Here is a 24,887-nt window from a genome sequence, read left to right on the forward strand (position 1 = left end):
TGACACGAGAGGGCTCGACATGCTCGACAAGAAAGCCAGCCGGCAGATGGAACGCCGGCTGACCCAGGCCCTGACCGACGCCTGCGAGACCGCCAAGCCGCTGCTGCCGGGCTTCGCCTGGCTGACCCATCTGGTGGACTACCGCCGCTTCCCGGACAGCCTGCGGGTGGTCTGGGTGTTCGAGACCCAGGACGACCTGGCCCGCGCGCTCAAGGGCGATGGCCGCCGCCGCATGCGCGAGCTCACCGAAGCCGCCCTGTTCGAGGTGGACGTGGACGTCCGCGACATCGACGCCCATCTGGACGCCGACAGCGAGGAAGAGTGCCGCCGCATGCACGGTGGCGACTGGGAGCGGCGGCTGGCCGTGCTGGAGCGGCACTGATGGCCAAGCGCATCGAGAGCCCCTGCGTCTCGATCTGCCAGCTGAAGGGCGGGCTGTGCGTGGGCTGCGGCCGCACCACCGAGGAGATCACCCGCTGGCAGTCGATGAAGCGCCCGGAGCGCATGAAGACCAACCAGCTCGCGGCGCAGCGGCTGAAGAAGCTGAACAAGGACTGAGTCAGCGGGTCGGCACGAAGACCGGCGCCCCGTCGACTTCGACACACATCAGTTTCTGGTGATAGAGGCTTTCGAGGGTCTCGACCGTCAGCATGGCCTGCGCCTCCCCCCAGCAGGCCTCGCCGTCGGGATAGAGCAGCAGCAGATGGCTGCACCAGCGCGCCGCCAGGTTGAGGTCGTGCAGGCACATCATCACGCCGTGGCCGCGGTCGGCCTGTTCGGCGAGCAGCGCCATGGCCGCCACCTGGTGGTGCAGGTCGAGGTGATTGGTGGGCTCGTCGGCGAGCCAGACGTCCGGCGCCTGGGTCAGCACCGTGGCCAGGCTGACCCGCTGGCGCTCGCCGCCGGAGAGCGTCGAAAGCTCGCGCTCGGCCAGGTGCGAGAGCTCGAGGCGCTCCAGCGCCGCCGCCGCGCGGGCATGATCCTCGGGGCCCTCCTGACGCCACGGCGAGAGGAACGGATGGCGGCCGATCAGGGCCGTCTCGCGCACCGTGGCCGGAAAGTCGTCGTGGCGCTCCTGGAACACCACGCCCAGCCGTCGGGCCAGCGCGCGGCGCCGCCAGTGCGACAGCCCGCGGCCGTCGAGGCGCACCTCCCCCGTCCGCGGCGGCCGTAGCCCGGCCAGGGTATGCAGCAGCGTGGTCTTGCCGGCGCCGTTGGGCCCGAGCACGCCCCAGCGCTGGCCGGGCTCGATGGCGAGGTCGAGCGCCCGGCCGTCCGGCCGCCCCGGCACGTCGATCACCAGGCCTGTCGCTTCCAGCCCCTGCGCCTTCCGCCCCTTCGCCGCCGGGCCCATCATCGCCGGCTCCGCTGCAGCAGGAAGAGGAAGGTCGGCACCCCGATCAGCGCGGTGATCACGCCCACCGGCAGCTGCTGCGGGGCGATAAGAGTACGCGCCAGGGTATCGGCCAGGGTCAGCAGGGTGCCGCCGGCCAGCAGACTCGCCGGCAGGATGCGCCGCTGGTCGTTGCCGAGCCGCAGACGCAGCATGTGCGGCACCATCAGGCCGACGAAGCCGACGCTGCCGGCGGTGGTCACCGCCACCGCGGTGACCAGGCTCGCCAGCAGGAAGAGGGCCCACTCCAGCGGCCGCACCGCCACGCCCAGCGCGGCGGCCTGCAGCCCGCCCCGGGCCAGCACGTTGAGCGTGCGCCCCAGCGGCAGCACCACGGCCAGCGCGGCCGCGGCGGTCACCAGCACCGGCCAGGGGCTGCCCGCGTAGGCCAGGTCGCCCATCAGCCAGTAGAGCATGCCGGGCAGGCGCTCCACCGGGCTGACCGCCAGCAGGAAGCTGATCAGCGCGCCCCAGCCCGAGGCCATCACCACCCCGGTGAGCAGCAGCCGAGTCGGCGTCCAGCTGCCGCCGCCGTGGGCCAGGCCGAACACGATCAGCGTCGAGGCCAGCGCTCCGGCGAAGGCCGCGCCGCCCACCAGGGTGGCGCCGAGCCCGGCCAGCATGGCGGCGAGCGCCGCCACCGAGGCCCCACCGGAAAGCCCCAGCACGTAGGGGTCGGCCAGCGGGTTGCGCAGCAGGATCTGCATCAGCGCGCCGGCCATGGCCAGCAGCGCGCCGGTGCCGAAGGCCGCCAGTGCACGGGGCAGGCGCAGCTCCAGCACCAGGGTGCGATGCAGTGCCTCGCCGCCGCCGGCCAGCACCTGGACGAGCTCATCCGGGCCGATCGCCACGCTGCCGAGGGACAACGCCAGGCCCTGAGACAGCAGCGCGGCCAGCGCCAGCCCGACCAGCGGGCCGCGGGCGCTACTCAGCCGCTCCGACGCCCTAGCGCCGCTCACGGGCCGTCTCCAGGTGAGCGCACAGCGCCCGGGTGCCCTCGACCAGCCGCGGCGTGGCACGCTGCACCAGGTCCGGGTCGACGAAGAACAGGTTGTCGCGGCGCACCGCGGTCAGCTCGGGAAAGTCGCGCCAGGCCTCGAGCCAGCGGGAGTCGGCCTTGCCCATGCCGCCGGTGATGATCGCCTCGGGATCGCGGGCCAGCACCGCCTCGCGGCCGATGCGCGGCACCAGCGGCGACTCGTCGGCGAACGGGTTCTCGCCGCCGCACAGCGACAGCGCCCGGCTGATCCAGTGCTCGCCGTTGACCGTCATCAGCGGCTCGTCCCAGACCTGGTAGAAGACCGACACCGGGGCGGCGTCGGCGTAGCGGTCGCGCAGCTCGGCCACCTCACCGCGCAGCCTGTTGGCCGCGGCCCGGCCTTCTGCCTCGCTGCCGGCCAGCGCGCCCAGGCGCTCGAGGCTCGTGGCAATGGCGGCGAAGTCGCCGGCGTCGGAGAAATACACCGGCAGGCCCAGCGCGGCCAGGCGCTCGACCTGCTCGCGGGGATTGCCGCCGGCCCAGGCCACGATCAGGTCGGGGTCGAGGGCCAGCAGCGCCTCGAGGTCCAGGCGGTCGTAGCTGCCGACCCGGGGCAGATCCTCGGCCGCGGCGGGATAGTCGCTGAAGCTCACCGCCCCCACCACTCGCTCGCCGGCGCCGGCAGAGAACAATAGCTCGGTGACGCCGGGCGAGAGCGCCACGATGCGCGTCGCCGGTGCGGCCAGGCAGACCTCACGCTCGGCATCGTCGGTGACGCAGATCGGCTCATCGGCCTGGGCCTGCGCGAAAGACAGCCCCGCCGTCAGCCACAGCATGGCCACGACGGCCCACCGCGCCGGGTGTCGCCGGATCGGCATCAGCCGCCGAAGCTCACGCTGACAAAGGCCGCGCGGCCAGGGCTGTTGTAGCCACCGACCGTCTGGTACTGCTTGTCGAGCAGGTTCTCCAGCGTCAGGCGCGTCGACCAGCCCGGGGCGAAGTCCCAGCCGGCGCGCAAGTCGAGAGTAGCGAAGCCGCCGAGGCGCTGTTCGTTGGCCTCATCCGCATAGCGATGGTCCTGGGCGATCACCGAGCCGCCCAGCGTCCAGTCGCCCAGCGCGCGGTCGGCGTCGAAGCGCAGGCTGCGCGAGGCACGATGCTGCAGGCGCTTGCCGGTCTCGCGGTTCTCGGGGTCGACGTAGGTCAGGGCGGCGCGCAGCGTCCAGTCCTCAACGTCGGCGCCGGTGGCGACTTCCACGCCGCGAATCCGGGCCCGGTCGACGTTGTCCGTGGTATCGACGAAGCCATCGCCGTCGCTGTCGATATTGGTGATCAGGTCGTCGATATCGCTCTGGTAGACCGCCAGGTCCCAGAAGCCGCGGCCCAACTGCCCCCGAATGCCCAGCTCAAAGCTCTCCGAGGTCTCCGCATCGAGATCCGGATTGCCCACGAAGAAGCCATCGAACGGATAGTAGAGGTCGTTGAAGGTCGGCGCGCGGAAGGCGGTGCCGTAGCTGGCCCGCAGGGTATGGATATCGTCGAGGGCGACACCCAGCGCCAGGCTGCCGGTCGTCTCCTCACCGTAGGCCTCGTTGTCGTCGTGGCGCAGCGAGGCCTGGACGGTCAGCGGCGAGAAATCCATCAGCGCCTGGGTGAAGACGGCCGTGTTGTCGCGGCTGTCCTCGTCGAAGGTGGTGGTGGAGTCGACGTCATCGCGGGAATACTCGGTGCCGGCGACTAGCTCGTGCGAGCCGAATGTCAGGGTGTTTTCCCAGCGGGCCGTCCGCGTCTGCGTCTCGAACGTACTCGAGCTGGTGGTGTAGTGATTGTCTTCTTCGTCACGCGCCTCGCTGAGCGTCAGGCGGGTGGACCAATACTCGGTGATCGGCAGCTCGCCGTAGACGCCGGCCACCTGCTGGACGTAATCGGTGTCGCTGGGCGACCCGAAGCTGTCGAACTCGGTATTGCCGCGCGCCCGCAGTGCCAGCACGCCCAGCTCGGCGCCGCCGGCGAAGGTGTGCGAGAGCCGCATCAGGCCGGTGGTGTTGTCGTAGCCCTTGTCGCCCTCGCCGTCGACGATCTCGTAGCCGTCGCTCTCCAGTCGGCTGGCGGACACATAGTAGCGGGTGCCACCCTCGCTGCCGGACAGCGAGGCACTGGCGCGGCGGGTATCGAAGCTGCCGCCGCCGAGCGTGATGCGCGGGGCCGGCTCGCCCTCGCCCTCAGGGGTGAACAGCTGTACCACGCCGCCCACGGCGTCGGCGCCGTAGAGGCTGCCGCGGGGGCCGCGCACGATCTCGACGCGCTCGAACATGCGCGGCTCGAGGAACTGCCAGGCCGGGCTACCGAGCGTCGCGGAGCGTAGCCGGATGCCGTCGATCATCAGCGGCGTGGACTGGCTGCCGGTGCCGCGCAGGTAGACGCTGGTGGTCTTGCCGAAGCCGCCGCTGGAGGTCACGTCGACGCCGGGCCGGGCGCGCAGCACATCGGTGATGTCCGTCGGGTCCTGACGGCGCAGCTGGTCCTCGTCGATCACGGTGACCGAGGCCAGGCTCTCGTCGGCGGTGCGCGGCGACAGGGCGGCGGTCACCACCAGCGGATTGAGGGTCTCGGCGGCGGCGTCATCGGCGGCGGAAGCATGACCCTGCGCCTGGACGGCCAGCGGCAGCGCGGCCAGGGCAAAGGCCAGGCCGCGGGAAGGATAGGGCTTGTTCATGGGAGTCCTTGCTCACCGTGCTCACCCGCACGGCGTATCGGTTGTTATCCCGCCGCGGGCTGTCTCGCCCATTGCGGCGCTGGCTCTCGGGCCGGTCTCCGGGCTGACGAGCAAGCGCCTGTGCGCCTCCACACCGCCGCCTTCCCGTGCGTGGCACAGTGGCATATGGCGGTGCGTGACTCGATCACCGTTGCGGGGGCAGCGTCGGAATGGATCACCGACTTCCCGTTTACCCTCGCCCTTCTTGTCGGGGCCTGTTGCGCCTGCCGACAGGGCAGACTGGCGGGTCACCCGAGAGTGCGGCGTAAGCTAGCAATCGCCTACCGGGGCGTCAACGCGGCATGGGCCTTCACAGCCGGCGCGCGAGGCCATGGCGCACATACCAGACCGATTCGGCGCGGGCGGCGGCGTCCTGGGCCAGCCAGCCGGCCAGGTCGCGCAGGCGTCGGTCCGCCGCGTCCATGGGCACGATGCCGCGGCCCATCTCGGGCAGGATCAGCACGATCTCTCCCCTCGCCTCGCGCTCGGCGTCTCTCAGCGCGTCGAGCGCCGCGACCAGCCGCGCGCGCAGCCGGTCGTCGTCGGGCTCCGTGGCCAGCGCGCTTTCCAGCCAGCGCGTCCAGCCGGTCATTACTCGTACCGCGCCCGGGCGCAGGTCATGTTCGCGGCCGTCGAGTCCCAGCTCGTCGATCCGGGACCAGCCGGCGTCGGGGAAGCGCGCCGCTACGAGATCGCGCTTGCCGGCGCAGGCACCGCCGATGAAGAGCTGCATGACCAGCCGTCCTCCTCGAATGTGAACGTGAAACGCCGCCCCTGGGCCTGGCCGACCACGCCATCCCAGAAGTCCGCGTCTTCCAGACGCCGGCGCAGCTCGCGGATGGCGCCGCCATGGCTGACCGCCAGCACGCGGCGATGGCCCACCTTCCGCGCCTCGGCCATCACCTCCTCGAGCCAGGCCGAAAGCCGCGCCCACAGATCGTCGGCGGACTCGCCGCCGGGCGTGGCCAGCCGCCCCTGGCTGTCGACCCAGGCACGATAGTCGGGATCGTCCTTGAGCTCGGCCCAGGTCCGCCCCTCGTAGTCGCCGAAGGCCAGCTCGCGTAGCCGGGCATCGAGGCGTGGTGCGCCGCTTTCCCGACCTTCCAGCACGTGGGCCAGGGTCTGGCGGCAGCGGGTCAGGTCGCTGCAGTGCACGGCGTCGAAGGCGACGTCGGCCAGCGCCTCGCGCAGCCGATCCAGGTCCGCCTCGGCGTCCGGCAGCAGCAGCGGAATGTCGCGATGGCCCTGGTAGCGGCGCTCACGGTTCCAACTGGTCAGGCCATGACGAACGACCACCAGCTCCAGGCGATCAGCAGCAGCCATAGTTCTCCTCCCTCGATGGCGGCGCCGACGATGTCGCCGTTGATGCCGCCGAAGGCCCGGCGCACCGCCCGGCCGTAGATGATGACGAAGCCCGCCAGGCCGACCAGCAGCCAGCCCAGCCCGGGCACGAAAACCAGACACGCCAGCGCCGGCAGCGCGGCCAGCACCAGGTCGCGCCGACCGAGACTCTGCTGCCAGGCGTGGGCCAGGCCCTCGGCGCGGGCGGCGGGCTGGCTCACCAGCAGGCCGACCGCGGCCAGCCGGCCCAGCGCCACCACCGGCACCAGCCACCAGGGGCTCGCCCCGGCGGCCAGCAGCGCCCACAGCAGTGCCGCCTTCCAGGCCAGCTGGAAGACCAGCGCCAGCATGCCGAAGCTGCCGACCTGCGGGTCCTTCATGACCGCCCAGCGCTTATCGAGCGGAGCGTTGCTGCCGAGCGCGTCGGCCAGGTCCATCAGGCCGTCGAGGTGCAGCCCGCCGGTCAGCGCCACCCACAGGCTGAGCAGCAAAAGCGTCAGCAGCGGCAGAGGCAGCAGGCCCTCGAGCAGCGTGCCGGCGGCGGCCACGATCGCCCCCACCAGCGCACCCACCAGCGGATAGGCCCGCGCCGCCCAGCGCCGGGTGGCCGGCGTCCAGGGGCAGGACAGCGTCACCGGCAGCCGGGTCAGGAACTGGATGGCCAGCAGCACGCCGAAGCCCGCGTCCTTCATGAATCGCCTCCTTTCCAGTCGATGGCGCGGCCCGCCACCACCTCGATCACGCGATTCGAGGCCGCGGCCAGATCGCGATGCAGGGCCTGCAGGAAGGCCAGATAGCGCCACACCAGGGCATCCCGGGGCAGCAGTTCCTCGTTGAGGTCGTTGGAGACCACCACCAGGGCGAAGTCGCGGCGGCGGGCCTCGTCGAGCCCGGCCGCCAGCATCGCCCGGCCCTCGGCCTGCGAGAACCCGGCCTCGAACATCACCCGGCTGGCCCACAGGGTCAGGCAGTCGAGCAGCACCGTGCTGCCCGGGGGCATCGCGGCGAGCGCCTCGGCGAAGGCCAGCGGCGGCTCCAGGGTCAGCCAGCCGTCCCCGCGCTCGCGACGGTGGCGAGCGATGCGGGCGGCCATCTCGTCGTCGCCGGCCCGAGCGGTGGCAGTGGCGAGATAGAAGCGCGCGCCGCCGCGGGCCGACTGCCACTCGTCGACCAGCGCCTCGGCCACGCCGCTCTTGCCGGAGCGGGCCCCGCCGGAGACGAAGGCGATCATGGGCGCCGCCATGCTGCCAGCGCCTCGAGCAACCGGGCATTGTCGTCGCCGCCGCGCAGCGCCAGGCGCAGCCAGGCGCCGTCGAGGCCGGGGAAACCGTGAGTGTGGCGAGCCAGCAGCCCGCGCTCGAGCAGGAAGGCGAACAGCGCCCCCGCGTCCTCGGCGTCGCTCCCGCCGCGCAGCAGCAGGAAGTTGGCGTGGGTCCGGGGCACCGTGTAGCCCAGCGCGCGCACGCGCTCGGGAAGGTCGCGCTCGGCGGCGAGCCAGGCCCGGGTACGGGCCAGATAGTCACGGTCGGCGAGCATTGGCGCCGCCAGCCCCAGAGCCAGGGCGTTGACGCTCCACGGCATCTGCAGCGCGGCCAGCCGCGCGACGGCCTCGGGGGCGCCGAGCAGGTAGCCGAGCCGGAGCCCCGGCACGTCGAACAGCTTGGTCAGCGAGCGCAGCAGCAGCAGGTTCGGTGAACGCTCGAGCAGCGGCGTCAGCCGTTCTTCGTGCTCGGTGAAGTCGACGAAGGCCTCGTCCACCACCAGGGTGGTACCGGTCTGGTCGGCCTTGGCCAGCAGGCGCTCGACGTCGGCGCGGGGCACCAGGGTGCCGCTGGGGTTGTTGGGCCGGCACAGGAAGGCGATCTCGACGCCGGCCAGGGCGGCCTCGGCGGCGTCGAGGTCGAGCCGGAACTCGGGCATCGACAGGCCCAGCCGCTCGACCTCGAGGCCGTGCCGACCGCAGGCCAGGGCGTACTCGCAGAAGGTCGGCTCGATCACCAGCGCCCGGCCGCCGGCATGCCGCGCGGCGGCGAGATGGATCGCCTCGATGCCGCCGTTGGTGACCAGTACCCGCGCCGGCGCCACGCCGTCGTGATCGGCGATGGCCCGGCGCGCCCGGTCGTCGTCCGGGTCCGGATAGCGGGCCAGCGACGCGGCATCGCCCGGCGGCTCACTCATCCAATCGCTCAGCCAACCGCCGAGCCAGGGCGGCGGTCCAAGAGGGTTGAGGTTGGCGCTGAAATCGATCACCAGGTGGTCGGCCGGCAGGCCATGGCGCGCCAGCAGCGGCGCGATGCGCCCGCCGTGGGCGGGCCAGCCCGGTGTGCTGTTCGCATCCGGTCCTGCGTGTGCCGTCATGCCAGCCACTCCCGCAGCAGCACCAGCGGCGCCAGCAGCGCCAGCACGCCGATCCAGCCGCCGTGCATATGGCGGATGGCCCGCTCGATATGGGAAACCTTCAGCGGCTCCAGCGCGCGGCCGAGGACGGCGCGATGCGAGGGGCGGCCGTCGTAGTGGTTGAGCCCGCCGAGCTGCACGCCCAGCAGATGCGCCACCATGGCCTCCGGCCAGCCGGCATTGGGGCTGGGGTGACGCGGCGCCTCGCGGCGGGTGGCGGCCATGGCCCCCTGGGTGCGGCCGCCGACGACGAGCCGCGCGGCCAGCCACATGGCCAGGACCGTGAGCCGCGCCGGCACCCAGTTGACGGCGTCGTCCAGGCGCGCCGAGGCGCGACCGAAGTCCTCGTAGCGTGGACTGCGATAGCCGACCATGGAATCCAGCGTGTTGATCGCCTTGTAGGCCAGCGCCAGGGGCGCGCCGCCGATCAGCGCCCAGCACAGCGGGGCGGTGATGCCGTCCACGGTGTTCTCGGCCACGGTCTCTACCGCGCCACGGGCCAGGCCAGACTCGTCCAGCGCCTCGGTGTCGCGGCCGACGATCCCCCCCAGCGCGCGGCGGGCCGCCGGCAGGTCGCCCTGCCTGAGGGGCTCGGCCACCGCCCGGGCCGCCTGGGCGAGCCCGCGGGTGGCGAAGGCGGTGGCCAGCAGGATGAGTTCGGCGGCCAGCGACAGCGCCGGCGACAGCCAGGCCAGCGCCGTCAGCAGGCCCCAGGCCAGCGCCCAGGTGCCGCCGACCACCGCCGCCGCCAACCATACGCCGCGCCGACGGCGGGCCTCGGCGGGGCCGTGGTTCCAGGCCCGCTCGAGCCTGGCGATCGCCCGCCCGATGCCCACCACCGGATGCGGCAGCCAGGCCGGGTCACCCAGCGCGAGGTCGATGGCCAACGCCGCACCGACCAGCACCAGCAGTTCCCAGGACAGCGGATCCAGCGTCATGCTCGAGGCCTCTCGCTTTTTTCTTCACGATCGTTGTGCTCGCTGCGGTCATCGACGCCGGCGCCGTCGAAGGTGGCCATCTCGGCGAGCATCGCCGTGGCTGCCTCGAGCAGCGGGAAGGCCAGGGCCGCGCCGCTGCCCTCACCCAGGCGCAGCTCCATGGCCAGCAGCGGCTCGGCGTCGAGCGCCGCCAGGGCATGGGCGTGGCCAGGCTCGTGGGAGCGATGGCCGAAGACCAGGTAGGGGCGCAGCGCCGGATCGAGCCGGCAGGCGGTCAGCGCGGCCACGGTGGCGATGAAGCCGTCGACGAGGATCGGCAGGCGCCTCGCCGCCGCTTCCAGGTAGGCCCCGACCATGGCGGCGATCTCGAGCCCGCCGAGCTTCGCCAGCACGTCCAGCGGATCGGCGGGATCGGCCGCGCGGGCGGAAAGCGCGGCCTCGATCACCGCTCGCTTGTGGGCCAGCGCCTCGCCGGCCACGCCGGTGCCGGGGCCGACCAGCTCGGCGACGGGCGCCCCGGTCAGCGCCGCCAGCATGGCGCTGCTGGCGGTGGTGTTGGCGATGCCCATCTCGCCGGCGATCAGGCAGCGCCCGCCGGCCACCGCGGCCCGCACGGCGGCGCGGCGGCCGGCGGCGATGGCGGCCAGCGCCTCGTCGCGGCTCATGGCGTCCTCGCGGGCCAGGTTGCCGGTGCCGGGGCGGATGCGTTCATGGACGACGCCCTCGGCGGGCAGCGCATTGGCCACGCCCACGTCGACCACCTCCAGCCGGGCATCGATGCGGCGGGCGAAGGCGTTGATGGCCGCGCCGCCGGCGACGAAGTTGGCCACCATCTGGGCCGTCACCGCCTGGGGAAAGGCCGAGACGCCCTCCGCCGCCACGCCGTGGTCGGCGGCGAACACCACCACCGCGGGCGGGCCGACGCGCGGGAAGTCCTCGCCGGTGATCGCGGCCAGGCTCACCGCCAGCGTCTCGAGACGCCCCAGGCTGCCCGGTGGCTTGGTCAGGGTGTCGAGATAGCGCGCGACACGCGCGGCACAGGCGGCATCGGGCGGGGCGATCTGGGGCAGGAGGTCGTTCACGGCGGGCTCCGGGCGTCCTTGTCGAGGCGGGCATTCTACCAGAGGCAGAGCTGACTCCGCGGGCCTAAGCTGATCAAGGCCAGACCGTGACGCCGAGCGTGCCCGACTCGCTCTCATCACGCGCTTTCCTAACAACAGCTCACGACATCCGCCCGGCCGACGACGCCTGCGCCGCCCGCCGGACGCTTCAGGAGTCAGCGCCATGACCAGGAAGCTTCCCCCCACTCGCGGCCTCCATGAGCTCTACGCCGAAGACCCGCAACGGGCCGACCGGCTGCTCTGGGATCGCGACGTCGATCCCGTCACCCGACGCGGTTTTCTCAAGCGCTCCAGCCTGCTGGCGATGGCCGCGGCGGTGGGCGCCCAGATCCCCTTCGCCGATCGCATGCCCGGCGGGCTGATTCCCGCCGCCCTGGCCCAAAGCGACGAGCCCTTCACGCTGCAGGGCAAGGAGGGACTGACGGTGCTCAACGATCGGCCGATCAACGCCGAGACGCCGGCCCACCTGCTCGACGACGACGTCACCCCCGCCGAGCGCATGTTCGTGCGCAACAATGGCATTCCGCCGGCGATGGACGCCATCGACGTCGCCGCCTGGCGGCTGGAGGTCGCCGGGGAAGCCTGCGTGACGCCCACGACCTTCTCCATCGCCGAGCTCAAGGAGCGCTTCGCGCATCACACCTACCAGCTGCAGGTGGAGTGCGGCGGCAACGGCCGCAGCGAATATGTGCCCGCGGCCAGCGGCAACCAGTGGACCACCGGCGCGGTGGCCTGCCCGCGCTTCACCGGCGTGCGGCTGCGCGACGTGCTGGAGGCCTGCGGCATCGCCGACGACGCCGTCTATGTCGGCTACTACGGCGCCGACGCCCATGCCAGCGGCGATCCGAATCGCGATCCCATCTCCCGCGGGGTGCCGATGGAGAAGGCGCTGGAGGACGAGTCGCTGATCGCCTGGGCGATGAACGATGCCGACATCCCCTACCTGAACGGGCATCCGCTGCGCCTGGTATGCGGCGGCTGGCCCGGCTCGGTGTCGGGCAAGTGGCTGGACCGCATCGTGATCCGCAACCGCAAGCACGACGGCACCAAGATGGGGGCGCCCTCCTACAGCGTGCCCAAGCACCCGGTCGCGCCCGGCACCGACGTGCCGCTGGAGGACTTCGAGACCATCCAGTCGATGCCGGTGAAGTCGCTGGTGACCTTTCCGAAGTCCGGCATCACCCACGCGCTGGGCGAGCCGCTGACGGTGCGCGGCCACGCCTGGGCCGGCGACCTGGCGGTCGAGGCGGTCCACGTCTCGATCGACTTCGGCGCCACCTGGCAGCCGGCCGAGCTCAGCGCCGCGCCCAACCGCCTGGCCTGGCAGCGCTGGACCAGCGCCCTGGACTTCCCCGAGCCCGGCTACTATGAGGTCTGGGCCAAGGCCACCGACAGCCAGGGACGCGCGCAACCCATGGTCGTGCCGGGCTGGAATCCCAAGGGCTATCTCAACAACGCCTGCCACCGCATCGCCGTCCAGGTGGCCTAGGGGGGATGCCATGACACGCACGAACTCCCGGCGGCATCCGGCGCTGGCCGCGGCGCTGCTGCTGTCCATCGGGGTCTCCTTTCAGGGAGGCACTTTTCAAGGGGCTTGGGCCCAGGACGACGCACCGGCCACCGATCCGGACAGCGGCCTGGTCCAGGCCGAGGGCTGGCAGGTGGTCAAGGCGAACTGCACGGTGTGCCACTCCGCCAGGCTGATCACCCAGAACAGTGGCTCGCGCAACCACTGGGAGCACCTGATCCGCTGGATGCAGGACACCCAGGGACTGTGGCCATTCCAGCCCGAGATGGAGGCCACCATCCTCGACTATCTGGCCGAGCACTACGGCCCCAAGGAAGACGCCCGACGCGCGCCGCTGCCGCGCCAGCTGATGCCGGACAATCCCTACTCAAGCCCGGCGGAGAGCGGTTCGGCTTCCGGCTAGGACAGCGGGCTGAACGACGTCGCCATCGCCGCTATACTGTATATATAGACAGAAAAAGGAAGCCGGCATGGCGACGTCACCCTCGGATGCCGTGGCCCGCAAGGGCCGCGGCGCCACCTTCGATCCCGACAACCGCTTCGCCCCCACGCGGGTGGAGGCGGTCGACGACGGCTGGTGGCAGGAGGCCGTGCCCGAGCGGCTGGCCACCCGGGTCACCGAGGAGCAGGCCCGCAGCGCGCTGGCCTGGAACCGCTCGCCGGACCTGCCCTTCGACCGCTCGCTGAATCCCTACCGCGGCTGCGAGCACGGCTGCATCTACTGCTACGCCCGCCCCAGCCACGCCTACTGGGACCTCTCTCCCGGGCTCGACTTCGAGACCCGGCTGATCGCTCGCCACGGCCTGGTCGAGCGGCTCGAGGAAGAGCTGGCCCGCCCCGGCTACGAATGCCGCCCGATCAATCTGGCCGGCAACACCGACGCCTACCAGCCACTGGAGGCCGAGCGCGGCACCACCCGCCGACTGCTGGCCTTCCTGCTCGCCTGCCGCCATCCCGTCACCCTGGTGACCAAGGGCGCGCTGGTGCTGCGCGACCGCGACCTGCTCGCGGAACTGGCCGAGCGGCGGCTGGTGCGCGTGCTTATCAGCCTGACCAGCCTGGACGCCGACCTGAAGCGCACCCTGGAGCCCCGCACCGCCGCCCCGGCGACGCGCCTGAAGATGATCGAGCGGCTTACCGACGCCGGGGTGCCGACGGGCGTGCTGGTCTCGCCGGTGATTCCCGGGCTGACCGATCACGAACTGGAGCGACTGCTGGACGCCGCAAGGAACGCCGGCGCCATGGAGGCGCGCTGGATGCTGCTGCGCCTGCCCAGGGAAGTGGCGCCGCTGTTCGAGGACTGGCTGGCACAGCACTACCCCGACCGCGCCGCCAAGGTGATGAGCCTGATCCGCCAGTGCCGCGGCGGCGAGGACTACGACGCCCGCTTCGGCCATCGCATGCGCGGCCAGGGCGTGTTCGCCGACCTGCTCGATCAGCGCTTTCGCAAGGCCTATCGCCGGCTCGATTTCCCCGGCCTGCCGGCGCTGGATACCGATGCCTTCCGACCGCCGCGCCGCCAGGGCGACCTGTTCGACTAGGCCCGCCCATCGCCTTGTTGACTAGGCCCGCCCCTCGCCTTCGATCTGACGATTCAACTCCTCCAGATAGCTCTCCAGCACCAGGTTGGGCGGCGAGCCCTTGCGGGTGATGGCGCTGTAGCGGGTCAGGTACTGACGGCTCGCCGGGTTCAGGGCTCGCATCCGGCCGTCACGCACCCAGCGCTCGGCATAGTGAGTCGGCAGATAGCCGACATAGCGGCCGGAGAGGATCAGGAAGGCGATCCCCTCCCGGTCGGTGGCCGAAGCCGAGGCGCGCAGGGATTCATGGAGCGCCTTGATCTCCGGCGCCTGGGCATAGGCGGGCAGCACCGCATCGCACTCCGCCAGCTGGTGCTCCGTCACGTCGGCGACATCGAACAGCGGATGGCCCTCGGCGCAGTAAAGCCGTGAGACCTCCTCGTAGAGCGAGCGATACTCGAGCCCCGGCAGGGTCTTCAAGGCCGGCACCACGCCGGTATGCAGGCGACCGTCCAGCACTGCCAGCTCGATGTCGTTGGGCGGGATCATGCGGATATTGATGCGCACCTCGTCGCCGCGCGCCTTGAGGGCGCTGAGCGCGTGGGTGATATGCATCTCGGGCATGGTCACCAGGTTGTCGGTGATGCCGATGTTGAGCTCGCCCTTGAGCCGGGCATGCAGGCCATTGACCCGGGTGCGAAATCCTTCCACCGCCGCCTGCAGCTGCAGGGTGGCCTCATAGACCTCGCTGCCCTCGTCGGTCAGGGCGAAGCCGCTTCGCCCCCGCTGGCACAGGCGCAGCCCGAGCCGCGTCTCGAGATCGTTCATCGCCATGCTGATCGCCGCGCGGCTGATGTTCAGCTCCACCTCGGCGGCGGAAAAGCCGCCGCACTCCACGACCTTGCGATAGATCCGCAGCAGGCGAAGATCGGCATCGCTGGGCTGCCCCGTGAAGGCCGGCTTGTGCTGCGACATGGCGGTATTCCCGTGTTCATGGCGGAGACATCGAGCATAGCGCCGCCCGACCACAAAGTTAACCAGATGCTTTCATGAAGGTAAGACGTCATAGGTTTAACTGATCGATAGCACGGCCTAACGTCGACATCAGAGCGTTCCATCCGAACAGCCACACCCAGAACAGACCAGCCCGTCACAGATCAACAAGAGAGGGAGCCCATGTCGGATCGAGACCCGTCACGCGGTGCGGGCCTGAGCCCGGAACAGCTGGATGCCTACTGGATGCCCTACACCGGCAATCGCCAGTTCAAGCGCGATCCGCGCATCATCACCGGCGCCAAGGGCCACTACTTCACCGATGCCGAGGGACGTCAGATCTTCGATGGCCTCTCCGGCCTCTGGACCTGCGGCGCCGGCCACTGCCGCCCGGAGATCACCGAGGCGGTATCGCGCCAGCTCGCCGAGCTCGACTATGCCCCAGCCTTTCAATACGGCCATCCCAAGGCCTTCGAGCTGGCGCATCGCCTGCGAGAGCTGACGCCCGACGGGCTCGACCACGTGTTCTTCACCGGTTCCGGTTCCGAGAGTGCCGACACCTCGCTGAAGATCGCCCGCGCCTACTGGCGCAAGAAGGGCCAGCCGACCAAGACCAAGCTGATCGGCCGCGCCAAGGGCTATCATGGGGTCAACTTCGGCGGCTTCAGCCTGGGCGGCATCGGCGCCAACCGCAGCCTGTTCGGCCAGGGCGTGGATGCCGATCATCTGCCCCACACCCTGCTGCCGGAGAACGCCTTCACCCGTGGCATGCCCGAGCGCGGCACCGAGCGGGCCGACGATCTGCTGGAACTGATCGCGCTGCACGATGCCTCCAACATCGCCGCGGTGATCGTCGAGCCCATGGCCGGCTCCGCCGGGGTGATTCCACCACCGGTGGGCTATCTCCAGCGGCTGCGCGAGATCTGCGACGCCCACGACATCCTGCTGATCTTCGACGAGGTGATCACGGGCTTCGGCCGCATGGGCGCGATGACGGGCGCCGAGGCCTTCGGCGTGGTGCCGGACATCATGAACGTCGCCAAGCAGCTGACCAACGGCGCGGTGCCGATGGGCGGGGTGATCGTGCAGCGCGAGATCTACCGCACCTTCATGGAACAGGGCGGCCCCGACTACATGCTCGAACTACCCCACGGCTACACCTATTCCGGCCACCCGGTGGCCTGTGCCGCGGCCCTCGCGGCCCTGGACGTGCTCGAGCAGGATCGTCTGATCGATCGCGTGCGCGAGATGGCACCGGTCTTCGAAGCCAGCCTGCACGGCCTGCAGGGGACGCGCTACATCAGCGATATCCGCAACTACGGGCTGGCCGGCGCCCTGCAGATCGCACCGTCGCCGGGCGAGCCGGCCCTGCGCCCCTACCAGATCGCCATGAAGTGCTGGGAGAAGGGCGTCTATGTCCGCTACGGCGGCGACACCATCCAGCTCGGCCTGCCGTTCTCCGTCGAGCGGGAAGAGATCGACCGGCTGATCAATGTCCTTGGCGACGCCATCAACGAACTCGACTGACATCGCCACCACGACTTTTCACCACAAGACATTTTGAGAGGAATCTCCATGAGCACGGTTGGCCATCTGATCAACGGCGCGCGCGTCGACGACGCGACGCGCACCCAGGACGTCTACGACCCTTCCACCGGCGAGGTCGGCGGCCAGGTCGCCCTGGCCGGCAAGGCCACCGTCGAACAGGCCATTGCCGCCGCCCAGGACGCCTTCCCGGCCTGGCGCGACACCCCGCCCGCCAAGCGGGCGCGCATCATGTATCGCTTCAAGGCGCTGCTCGAGCAGCACGCCGACGAAATCTGCCGCCTGATCGGCCAGGAACACGGCAAGATCGTCCACGACGCCCGGGGCGAACTGCAGCGCGGCATCGAGAACATCGAGTACGCCTGCGGCGCCCCGGAGCTGCTCAAGGGCGAGTACAGCAAGAACACCGGCCCCGGCATCGACTCCTGGAGCGAGTTCCAGCCCCTGGGCGTGGTCGCCGGCATCACGCCGTTCAACTTCCCGGCCATGGTGCCGCTGTGGATGTATCCGGCGGCCATCGCCTGCGGCAACACCTTCGTCCTCAAACCCTCCGAGCGTGACCCTAGCTCGACCCTCTACATCGCCGAGCTGGCCCTGGAAGCCGGATTGCCGCCCGGGGTGCTCAACGTGGTCAACGGCGACAAGGAAGCCGTCGACACCCTGCTCGACGACAGCCGCGTCCAGGCCGTGAGCTTCGTCGGCTCCACCCCGATCGCCGAGGCCATCTACGCCCGCGCCAGCGCCAACGGCAAGCGCTGCCAGGCGCTGGGCGGGGCCAAGAACCACGCCATCGTGATGCCCGACGCCGACATGGACAACGTGGTCAGCTCGCTGACCGGCGCCGCCTTCGGCTCCTCCGGCGAACGCTGCATGGCGCTGTCGGTGGCCGTGGCCGTCGGCGACGAGGCCGCCGACGCGCTGATCGACAAGATGCAGGCGCAGATGAAGACCCTGAAGGTCGGCCCCTTCCATGACGCCGGCAACGACTTCGGCCCAGTGATCACCCGGGCCCACCAGGAGAAGGTCTGCGGCTACATCGAGAGCGCCCAGCAGCAGGGTGCCGAGATCGTCGTCGACGGCCGCGGCGTGCAGGTACCGGGGCACGAGAACGGCTTCTTCGTCGGCGGCACCCTGATCGACCGCGTGACCCCCGACATGACCTGCTACCTCGAGGAGATCTTCGGCCCGGTGCTGCTGGTGGTCCGCGCCGGCTCCATGGAAGAGGCCATGCGGCTGATCGACGACCACGAATACGGCAACGGCACCTGCATCTACACCCGTGACGGCGAGGCGGCCCGCTACTTCAGCGACCGCATCCAGGTCGGCATGGTCGGCATCAACGTGCCGCTGCCGGTGCCGGTGTCCTACCACAGTTTCGGCGGCTGGAAGCGCTCGCTGTTCGGCGATCTCAGCGCCTACGGCCCGGATGCCGTGCGCTTCTACACCAGGCGCAAGACCGTCACCCAGCGCTGGCCGTCGACCGGCGTTCGTGAAGGGGCGCAGTTCTCCTTCCCCTCCTGATCCACTCTGCACGCATCGCCAACACAGCGGCGCCGGAGAGCCTGCCGGCGCGCAGGTCGTCGAGGGCGCGATTGGCGTCCTCCAGCGGGTAGGCAACGGTCTCGGTGCGGATCGGCACCTTCGGGGCGAGTGCGAGGAATTCCTCGCCGTCGCGGCGAGTGAGGTTGGCCACCGACTTGAGACTGCGTTCCTGCCACAGCAGCCGGTAGGGAAAGGACGGGATGTCGGACATGTGGATGCCCCCGGAGACCACGGTGCCGCCGGGGCGCACGTGGGACAGCGCGATCGGCACCAGCTCGCCCACCGGGGCGAACAGCAGGGCGGCGTCCAGCGGCTCGGGCGGGGCCTGGTCGCTGCCGCCCGCCCAGGCGGCACCGAGCCGACGGGCGAAGGCCTGGGCCTCGGTGTCGCCGGGGCGGGTGAAGGCGTAGAGGGTCTGGCCGCGGGAGCGCGCCAGCTGGGCGAGGATGTGCGCCGCGGCGCCGAAGCCGTAGAGGCCCAGCCGCCGAGGTACGTCGCCGCCGGCCAGCCGCCAGGTGCGATAGCCGATCAGTCCCGCGCACAGCAGCGGCGCGGCGGCCTGGGCATCGTCGACGTCGAGCGCGAAACAGTAGCGGGCGTCGGCCACGCAGTACTCGGCGTAGCCGCCGTCGCGGGTGTAGCCGGTGAACTCGGCGCGCTCGCAGAGGTTCTCGCGCCCGGCCCGGCAGGACTCGCACTCGCCGCAGGTCTTCCCCAGCCAGGGCACGCCGACCCGCTGGCCTCTTTCAAGCCCTGTCTCGAGCCCTGTCTCGGGCCCAGCGACGCCCTCCCCCAGCGCATCCACCTCGCCGACGATCTCGTGGCCGGGCACCAGCGGCAGGCGGGGCTCAGCGAGCTCACCATCGACCACATGCAGGTCGGTGCGGCACACCCCGCAGGCCAGCACCCGGACCCGCACCTCGCCGGGGCCGGGCTCGGGAATCGGCACGCGTTCGAGGCGCAGCGGCTGATGGGCGGCGTGCAGGCGCATGGCGCGCATCTCGCTCATGGGAGGCTCCTCGTGCGGATCACCTCCCGAGCATAGCGCAGCCACACATCTCACTCGGGCCTGGCGGTGCCTAGGCCTCGACGGTGACCTCGTAGCCCGTAAACTTGCGCAGGTTGATCACGCCGCTGTCGAGGATCAGGTACTGGCCCTTGATGCCGAGCAGAGTGCCGGCCACCTCGGGCTGCTTGTCGAAGTTGTGGGAGACCACCTTGGTGGGATGCTCGAGCACCGGGTACTCGAAAGCGTAGGGCGCGGCATCGACCTCGCGGATGGCGTCATGGCCGAAGCGCTCGCGCAGCTCGAGCAGCCCCGGCGCGAGGCGTTCGAGCAGGCGGTCGCGCTCGCCGGGCAGATCTAGCTCCGTGGCCTCGCCCTTGAGCATCGCACGCCAGTTGGTGCGATCCGAGACCTCGTCCTTGAACAGCACCTCGACGAAACCGGACTGCTGACGGGTATCGACCTCGAGGATCGGCAGCGCCTGGACGGCGCCCTGGTCGAGCCAGCGGGTCGGCACCTGGGTGTCCCGGGTGATACCGACCTTGAGCCCGGAGGCGTTGGCCAGGTAGACCACGTGGGGCCGGAAGCAGTGGGTCTCGCCCCACGCCGGTTCGCGGCAGGTGCCCTGGAAGTAGTGGCACTGCTCGGGCTTCATGATGCAGCTGTCGCACTGGGCGAGCTTCTTGAAGCAGGGATAGCAGTGGCCCTGGCCGAAGCTCTTCTTCGTCGCCCGCCCGCAGTGGGTGCAGGCGATGGCGCCGGTCCAGGTCAGCCGCAGCGGCTGACCCAGCCGGGCATTGAGGTCGAGGCGCTCGTCGCCGGCGCGCAGCGTGTAGCGCGCCGGGGCGCCCGGCTCGACGGCCATCTTGGTCAGACAGCCCGTCAGGGCGATGGCATCAGTCACGGCCGACGTCCCGGCCGAGGCCGGCCTGCTCCGGAGACACGCCGGCGCCGCTGCTGTCGGCGCCGCAGGTACGACGCTCCAGATAGCCGACGCGCTCCTCGGCGGGCACGTTGTTCTCGGCCTCGTAACGCATCACCGCCTCGAGGCAAAGCTCGGTCTGCTCGGCCGTCAGGAAGCGGCCGTCCGGCCACTTGCGCAGGGCCACCGACTGCTTGAGGCTCTCGTAGATGGCCGGCGTCATCTGCTGGATCATGCGCTCGAAGGTCATATCGCTCATGGCGGACTCTCTCGGAAGAAACGGGTCGGGACGCGACGGGTCGCCGGCATGCGGAGCCGGTGGTCAGTGTCGCTGGACGTGGCGGGAATGATACCAGCCGATCACCAAACCCACGACCAGCCCGCCCAGGTGCGCCTCGTTGGCCACGTTGCCGAAGCCGAACAGCTCGGCCACGTCGGTCATGGTGAAGACCATCCAGCCGAGCATGAACACCACCAGCATCTGGGGCACGAAGAAGCCGTCGCCGGGGCGCCGGCGCGACATCAGCCAGACGTAACCGAGCAGTGCGAAGTCGACGCCCGACATGCCGCCGAACAGCACCGTGCCGGTGGCATACTGGGCCAGGTTGCCGCCGATGCCCGCGGCCAGCAGCAGCGTCAGCATGCGCCCGCGGCCATGGAAGGCTTCGACCTGGCGGCCGAAGTACCAGAGCCACAGCATGTTGAAGACCAGATGCATCCAGCCGAAATGCAGGAAAGCCGGCGACAGCAGGCGCCATACCTGCCCGGAGGCCAACGTTTCGCCCAGGTCGCCGAAGACCAGCTGGCCCCCCGCCACGCCCACCGGCACGATGGTCAGGGCGGCGGTCACCAGATCGCCGAGCACGCTCATCACCGCGAACACCGCCAGGCACAGCGCCATGGCGGCCGCGGTCACCGGCGCCTGGCGGAACGGCGCCAACCAGGCCGCTCTGCCAGCGGCGCCATGCAGGCGACGCGCCCTGCCGCCTTCGGGCATCAGTGGCTCACCCCGCTGCCAGCGCATCACCAGACGCTGCATGGCCTCCTGCTGCCGGGGATCGACCAGCCACAGCACCTGCCCTTCCTCCTCGTCGGTGAAGAAGTGACCGATGCGCTCGGCCCAGAGGGCCTTTCGCAGCTCGCGGGTATCGGTGTCACGGGGCAGCAGCATCACCCGATGCATGGCGTCTCCTCGGGGGAATCGGGGGCGAACCGCGCCGGCCGGACACGCAAAGAAAAAGTCCGGCGGAAGGGGCCGCCGGACAAGAGCAAGGGATCGTTCAAGGGAACACTTACTCTGACGGCCCCGCATGCGGCAAGTTCGCAACATTGAGCGGTAGTTAGGTAACGTTTTGTATCAGTCGAAATCGATTTCCCAGGGCTGCGGCCGGGCCTGCTCTTCCCGGGGCACGCGGACCCACACGAAGCGGTCGGCATCGAGGCGCGCCTCGCCGTTCCAGCGATAGGCCACCAATCGGCCGAACTTCACCGCGCTGTAGTCCAGGCAGGCAATGTTGGGCGCCGGCAGGGCCGGAATGCCCTCGCACCAGTAGTGGCCGATGAACAGCGGCGGCTCGTCGGGGCCGTAGTACGTCAGCCGTTCCGCCTCGGCCGCGCTGAGCGGTCGCAGCTCCAGGTCGCCCGGCAGATTGTCGGGCTGGAACACCACGTCGCCCCAGGTCCGGGGCCGATGCGCCCAGAAGTGGGCGCGGAAGCTGCGTCGGGTGAAACCGTCGCCGGACTGGATCTGCACGCCCTCGGGCAGCGTGATGTGGCTGCCGCGGGTGAGCCGGTCGAGGATCTCGAACTCGCGGGTGCCGTGACGCACGGCGGCGGTCAGGAAATCGAGATCGATGCGACCGTCCGGGCGCGAGGCGCGCAGCTCGTCGATTCGTGACTGATCCCAGCAGGCGTGCACCACCCGCAGGCCGTCGCGTTCCAGGAACAGCGGAATGTCGAGGAACCAGGCCAGCGTCTCGTCCCACTCCTGGGGATGGTCGCGATACTGTTCCAGGGTCTCGCGGACGATACGGTTGTGGCGCGGGGTGTGCTCGCGCAGCCACTCCCGGCCCAGCTCGGCGGGCGCACGATGGTGATAGGCCAGGGCGTTGATCTCGTGGTTGCCCATCACGATCAGCGCCTCGCCCTCCTCCACCATGCGCCGCGCGATGGTGACGGCGAGGCGGATGCGGGGCCCGCGATCGATGAGGTCGCCGAGGAAGATCACCTTGCGTCGCGGATGGCGATAGACGCCGCCACGCTGATGATAGCCGAGGCGTTCGAGCAGGGCCGCCAGCGTCGCGCCGCAGCCGTGCACGTCGCCGATCAGGTCGTAGCCTTCCAGGGGCGCTCTGCTCACCTCAGTCTCCCAGGCGGTTGCTCCAGCCCAGCTTGCTGCGCAGGACCTCGTAGAAATTGTGCCCCACGGGGTGGACGAGCTGCACGCGCTCCGGTTTGCGACGGATCACCAGCACGTCGTCGGGTTTGGCCACCGCACGCGTCTGGCCATCGCAGCTGATGTGCGGATAGGTCTGATTGGTCTCGCCGATGTGAATGCGGATCTCGCTGGCGGCGTCGATGGCGATCGGACGACTCGACAGGGTATGCGGGAACATCGGCACCAGGGTGATGACGTCCAGCCGCGGATGCATGATTGGCCCGCCGCCGGACAGCGCATAGGCCGTGGAACCGGTCGGCGTGGCAATGATCAGGCCATCGCTGCGCTGGCTGTGCACGAACTGGTCGTCGATGAACAGCTCGAACTCGATCATGCGCACCGCCTTGCCGGGATGCAGCACCACCTCGTTCAGGGCATCGCCGTCGCCGACCCGCTCGCCGTCGCGGTAGAGCTCGGCGTCGAGCAGGAAGCGTTCCTCGAGCTCGTACTGGCCGGCCAGTACCTCGCCGACGCGCTCCTCGAGTTCGTCGGGCGAGATATCGGTGAGAAAGCCCAGCCGGCCGCGGTTGACGCCCAGCACCAGGGTGCCGCTGTGACACAGGGTGCGGGCGGCGCCGAGCAGGCTGCCGTCGCCGCCGACCACGATCACCAGGTCGCACAGCTCGCCCAGCCGGCGGCGGCTGGCCTCGGGATGGCCGTGGCCGAGCAGCACCGTGGCGGTGCGATCCTCGAGGATGACGTGGTAGCCGGCATCGTCGAGGAAGCGGCTGAGCCGCTTGAGGGTCTCGACCACCTTGGCGCTCCCCAGGCGGCCGATCAGGCCGATATTCCTGAAGGCCTGATGCTTGACGACATTGTTGTTGGCAGCGGGCATGAGCGGGTCCTTCGCTTCGCGACGGCTCATTATGGCGATTGGCTCCCGGCCGGGCAAACCGCCGCTCAGGCGGCACGCGGCGCGCGGCGGCGCTGCCACCAGTCGTTGACCAGCAGCGAGGCCAGGATGATGGCCCCGCCCAGCGCCAGGCGAGGCAGGTCGGCGTCACGGTTCCAGATCAACAGGTTGACCAGCAGGCCCGCCGGCACCAGGGCGTTGTTCATGACCGCCAGCGCGCCCGCATCGACCTTGGTCGCGCCGAGGTTCCACAGGAAGTAGCCCACGCCCGAGGCCACCAGTCCGAGCCAGGCCAGCACGCCCCACTGCAGCGGCGTGGCGGGCAGCGCCGAGGCATCGCCCCACCACAGGAAGGCCGGCACGGCCACGGCCACGGCGCCGAGGTAGAACCAGCCGAACACCGAGAGGCGGGGCAGGTCGTCGGGCAGGCCCGCCGAGAGCCTTCGATAGCCGACCTGGCCCAGGGCGAAGCACAGGTTGGCGCCCTGGACCACCAGGAAACCGAGCCAGTAGTCACCGTCCAGGCCGCGATAGCGGATCACCGCCGCCCCCAGCACCGCCATCGCCGCGGTCAGCAGGTGGAACGGCGAGAAGCGCTTGAACAGCAGATCGTCGAGCAGGGTGATGTAGAGCGGCGTGAGCACCGTGAACAGCAGCACCTCGGGCACCGAGAGCAGCAGGAAGGACTGGTAGAAGAAGATGTACATCACGCCGAGCTGCACGGCGCCGAGCCCCATCAGGGCCAGGCGCTGGCGCCCGCGCAGCAGGCGCGGCCGCAGCAGCGGCAGGAACAGCAGGGCCGCCAGCACGATGCGGGTCATCACCGAGAAGTAGCTGTCTACCTGACCGGCCAGGTAGACGCCGATCAGCGAGAACGAGAACGCCCAGAGGACGGTGATGCCGACGAGATAGCCCAAGGTTCCACTCCGTTTGGAAAAGCAAGGCGTCGAGGATTATACCGGCGGCATCCCGCCTGCCAAGCGGCTCAGCCCCGGCGGCGCTGCCGCAGGGCATGCAGCACGTAGGCCACCCCGGGTAGCCAGCCCAGCAGCGTCAGTCCCAGGGCGATCCACACGCGGCGCGCGCCGCCGCCGGCCAGCCCCATCGCCAGCGGCGGCAGCAGCACCGCCAGCGCCACCAGGGCGGCGAAGGGCTCGGCGCGGCCGGTCGGGGCTGACTCGACGGCCGGCGGCGTGGCCGGTTCCGCGTCCGGCCGGGCGGGCTCGCTCGAGGCCGTGGATGGCGCCTCCGGCGTCCACTGTCCGACCTCGGCGGCCGCCGGCCGCGCGGGCGCCGACTCATGCTCCAGGGCCTGACGATGGGCCTCGTGATCGATCTTCTGCGTCAGCTCGTCGGCGCCCTCGGCGAGTTCGTCGTGATAGCGCTCCCAGTCCTCCCAGTCGTGAGGGGTGCCCGCCCGGGGACGATGGTCTCCGGATTCACGGGCGCGTTCCCAGGCCTTCTCTTCCAGGGTATTGGGGCGCTCGCGGTCACGCTCTCCGTCCAGCCCCTTGCGGGCCAGGTATTCACGGGCATCCATGGTGAAACTCCATCACTCGTCGGTGGCGGCATTGTGCCTCATTGGAACGGTGTCTCAAGGGGCCAGTTCCCGGCGGG

General features: G+C 70.5%; 27 protein-coding genes and 1 riboswitch. Of the genes, 7 read left to right on the forward strand and 20 right to left on the reverse strand.

The window, feature by feature from the left end; all coding sequences use genetic code 11:
* The first annotated feature begins 19 nt into the window (after positions 1-19).
* Positions 20-382 (forward strand): hypothetical protein, encoded by a 363-nt coding sequence (locus CVH10_RS12535; protein ID WP_106488863.1) that lies wholly within the window; start codon positions 20-22, stop codon positions 380-382.
* Positions 382-558 (forward strand): DUF1289 domain-containing protein, encoded by a 177-nt coding sequence (locus CVH10_RS12540; RefSeq protein WP_106488864.1) that lies wholly within the window; start codon positions 382-384, stop codon positions 556-558. Before CVH10_RS12535 ends, CVH10_RS12540 begins: the two co-directional genes overlap by 1 nt.
* 1 nt (position 559) lies before the next feature.
* Here CVH10_RS12540 and CVH10_RS12545 read toward each other — a convergent pair whose 3' ends face one another.
* The 11 genes from CVH10_RS12545 to cobT form a co-directional block, all read right to left on the reverse strand.
* Positions 560-1,357, reverse strand: coding sequence for an ABC transporter ATP-binding protein (locus CVH10_RS12545; protein WP_369335796.1), 798 nt, complete (start codon positions 1,355-1,357; stop codon positions 560-562).
* Positions 1,354-2,352: an iron ABC transporter permease gene (locus tag CVH10_RS12550; protein ID WP_181244408.1), complete on the reverse strand. Its 999-nt coding sequence runs from the start codon at positions 2,350-2,352 to the stop codon at positions 1,354-1,356. Before CVH10_RS12550 ends, CVH10_RS12545 begins: the two co-directional genes overlap by 4 nt.
* Positions 2,339-3,208 (reverse strand): cobalamin-binding protein, encoded by an 870-nt coding sequence (locus CVH10_RS12555; RefSeq protein ID WP_369335798.1) that lies wholly within the window; start codon positions 3,206-3,208, stop codon positions 2,339-2,341. Before CVH10_RS12555 ends, CVH10_RS12550 begins: the two co-directional genes overlap by 14 nt.
* Positions 3,209-3,249: 41 nt before the next feature.
* On the reverse strand, positions 3,250-5,088 hold the full coding sequence (locus CVH10_RS12560) for a TonB-dependent receptor (protein ID WP_106488866.1): 1,839 nt from the start codon (positions 5,086-5,088) through the stop codon (positions 3,250-3,252).
* A gap of 71 nt (positions 5,089-5,159) precedes the next feature.
* Positions 5,160-5,361, reverse strand: a riboswitch (cobalamin riboswitch).
* 76 nt (positions 5,362-5,437) lie between these two features.
* Positions 5,438-5,860 (reverse strand): bifunctional adenosylcobinamide kinase/adenosylcobinamide-phosphate guanylyltransferase, encoded by a 423-nt coding sequence (locus tag CVH10_RS12565; protein ID WP_035592530.1) that lies wholly within the window; start codon positions 5,858-5,860, stop codon positions 5,438-5,440.
* Positions 5,812-6,450 carry a histidine phosphatase family protein gene (locus tag CVH10_RS12570; protein ID WP_106488867.1) on the reverse strand — a complete coding sequence of 213 codons (639 nt, stop codon included), beginning with the start codon at positions 6,448-6,450 and terminating at the stop codon, positions 5,812-5,814. Before CVH10_RS12570 ends, CVH10_RS12565 begins: the two co-directional genes overlap by 49 nt.
* A complete protein-coding gene (gene cobS / locus CVH10_RS12575) occupies positions 6,402-7,160 on the reverse strand; it encodes an adenosylcobinamide-GDP ribazoletransferase (protein ID WP_106488868.1) in 759 nt (252 codons plus the stop codon). The genes CVH10_RS12570 and cobS overlap by 49 nt, the downstream gene beginning before the upstream one ends.
* The gene (locus tag CVH10_RS12580; RefSeq protein WP_106488869.1) at positions 7,157-7,711 is read right to left on the reverse strand and encodes a bifunctional adenosylcobinamide kinase/adenosylcobinamide-phosphate guanylyltransferase; all 555 of its coding nucleotides are present in this window, start codon (positions 7,709-7,711) and stop codon (positions 7,157-7,159) included. Before CVH10_RS12580 ends, cobS begins: the two co-directional genes overlap by 4 nt.
* Complete coding sequence (gene cobD / locus CVH10_RS12585; protein WP_106488870.1) at positions 7,696-8,826, reverse strand: threonine-phosphate decarboxylase CobD; 1,131 nt, start codon at positions 8,824-8,826, stop codon at positions 7,696-7,698. Before cobD ends, CVH10_RS12580 begins: the two co-directional genes overlap by 16 nt.
* Positions 8,823-9,803, reverse strand: coding sequence for an adenosylcobinamide-phosphate synthase CbiB (cbiB, locus tag CVH10_RS12590; RefSeq protein ID WP_106488871.1), 981 nt, complete (start codon positions 9,801-9,803; stop codon positions 8,823-8,825). The genes cobD and cbiB overlap by 4 nt, the downstream gene beginning before the upstream one ends.
* The gene (gene cobT, locus CVH10_RS12595) at positions 9,800-10,885 is read right to left on the reverse strand and encodes a nicotinate-nucleotide--dimethylbenzimidazole phosphoribosyltransferase (protein WP_106488872.1); all 1,086 of its coding nucleotides are present in this window, start codon (positions 10,883-10,885) and stop codon (positions 9,800-9,802) included. The genes cbiB and cobT overlap by 4 nt, the downstream gene beginning before the upstream one ends.
* Before the next feature lie 202 nt (positions 10,886-11,087).
* On the opposite strand from cobT, the gene CVH10_RS12600 reads away from it, so the two are divergent.
* From CVH10_RS12600 to CVH10_RS12610, 3 genes are all read left to right on the forward strand, one after another.
* Positions 11,088-12,413 carry a sulfite oxidase gene (locus CVH10_RS12600; protein ID WP_106488873.1) on the forward strand — a complete coding sequence of 442 codons (1,326 nt, stop codon included), beginning with the start codon at positions 11,088-11,090 and terminating at the stop codon, positions 12,411-12,413.
* A gap of 10 nt (positions 12,414-12,423) precedes the next feature.
* Positions 12,424-12,855: a hypothetical protein gene (locus CVH10_RS12605; protein WP_106488874.1), complete on the forward strand. Its 432-nt coding sequence runs from the start codon at positions 12,424-12,426 to the stop codon at positions 12,853-12,855.
* 67 nt (positions 12,856-12,922) lie between these two features.
* The gene (locus CVH10_RS12610) at positions 12,923-13,993 is read left to right on the forward strand and encodes a PA0069 family radical SAM protein (RefSeq protein WP_106488875.1); all 1,071 of its coding nucleotides are present in this window, start codon (positions 12,923-12,925) and stop codon (positions 13,991-13,993) included.
* A 21-nt stretch (positions 13,994-14,014) separates the two neighbouring features.
* Here the strand turns inward: CVH10_RS12610 and CVH10_RS12615 are convergent, their stop codons facing one another.
* Positions 14,015-14,947 (reverse strand): LysR family transcriptional regulator, encoded by a 933-nt coding sequence (locus CVH10_RS12615; protein ID WP_035598761.1) that lies wholly within the window; start codon positions 14,945-14,947, stop codon positions 14,015-14,017.
* A gap of 201 nt (positions 14,948-15,148) precedes the next feature.
* On the opposite strand from CVH10_RS12615, the gene CVH10_RS12620 reads away from it, so the two are divergent.
* Both CVH10_RS12620 and CVH10_RS12625 read left to right on the forward strand, forming a co-directional pair.
* On the forward strand, positions 15,149-16,492 hold the full coding sequence (locus CVH10_RS12620) for an aspartate aminotransferase family protein (protein ID WP_106488876.1): 1,344 nt from the start codon (positions 15,149-15,151) through the stop codon (positions 16,490-16,492).
* Positions 16,493-16,540: 48 nt separating this feature from the next.
* Positions 16,541-18,031, forward strand: a complete 1,491-nt coding sequence (locus CVH10_RS12625; protein ID WP_106488877.1) for a CoA-acylating methylmalonate-semialdehyde dehydrogenase — start codon at positions 16,541-16,543, stop codon at positions 18,029-18,031.
* On the opposite strand, the gene CVH10_RS12630 is transcribed toward CVH10_RS12625, so the two are convergent.
* The 8 genes from CVH10_RS12630 to CVH10_RS12665 all read right to left on the reverse strand — a co-directional run bounded on the left by CVH10_RS12630 (position 17,970) and on the right by CVH10_RS12665 (position 24,810).
* On the reverse strand, positions 17,970-19,061 hold the full coding sequence (locus CVH10_RS12630) for a zinc-dependent alcohol dehydrogenase family protein (RefSeq protein WP_369335797.1): 1,092 nt from the start codon (positions 19,059-19,061) through the stop codon (positions 17,970-17,972). The genes CVH10_RS12625 and CVH10_RS12630 overlap by 62 nt on opposite strands.
* Before the next feature lie 70 nt (positions 19,062-19,131).
* On the reverse strand, positions 19,132-19,923 hold the full coding sequence (locus CVH10_RS12635; protein ID WP_052052574.1) for a DUF2797 domain-containing protein: 792 nt from the start codon (positions 19,921-19,923) through the stop codon (positions 19,132-19,134).
* 31 nt (positions 19,924-19,954) lie between these two features.
* Entirely contained in the window at positions 19,955-20,239 is a 285-nt protein-coding gene (locus tag CVH10_RS12640; protein WP_035598769.1) for a YeaC family protein, read from the reverse strand.
* A 63-nt stretch (positions 20,240-20,302) separates the two neighbouring features.
* Positions 20,303-21,163, reverse strand: a complete 861-nt coding sequence (locus tag CVH10_RS12645; protein WP_035598772.1) for a rhomboid family intramembrane serine protease — start codon at positions 21,161-21,163, stop codon at positions 20,303-20,305.
* A 174-nt stretch (positions 21,164-21,337) separates the two neighbouring features.
* A complete protein-coding gene (locus CVH10_RS12650) occupies positions 21,338-22,324 on the reverse strand; it encodes a metallophosphoesterase (protein ID WP_035598787.1) in 987 nt (328 codons plus the stop codon).
* A gap of 16 nt (positions 22,325-22,340) precedes the next feature.
* Complete coding sequence (locus CVH10_RS12655; protein WP_106488878.1) at positions 22,341-23,252, reverse strand: NAD(+) kinase; 912 nt, start codon at positions 23,250-23,252, stop codon at positions 22,341-22,343.
* 65 nt (positions 23,253-23,317) lie between these two features.
* Positions 23,318-24,187: a carboxylate/amino acid/amine transporter gene (locus CVH10_RS12660; protein WP_035598778.1), complete on the reverse strand. Its 870-nt coding sequence runs from the start codon at positions 24,185-24,187 to the stop codon at positions 23,318-23,320.
* Positions 24,188-24,255: 68 nt separating this feature from the next.
* Positions 24,256-24,810: a YqaE/Pmp3 family membrane protein gene (locus tag CVH10_RS12665; protein WP_106488879.1), complete on the reverse strand. Its 555-nt coding sequence runs from the start codon at positions 24,808-24,810 to the stop codon at positions 24,256-24,258.
* Between the last annotated feature and the right edge of the window lie 77 nt (positions 24,811-24,887).

Source organism: Halomonas sp. ND22Bw (genome assembly GCF_003011945.1).
Classification (GTDB): domain Bacteria; phylum Pseudomonadota; class Gammaproteobacteria; order Pseudomonadales; family Halomonadaceae; genus Halomonas; species Halomonas halophila.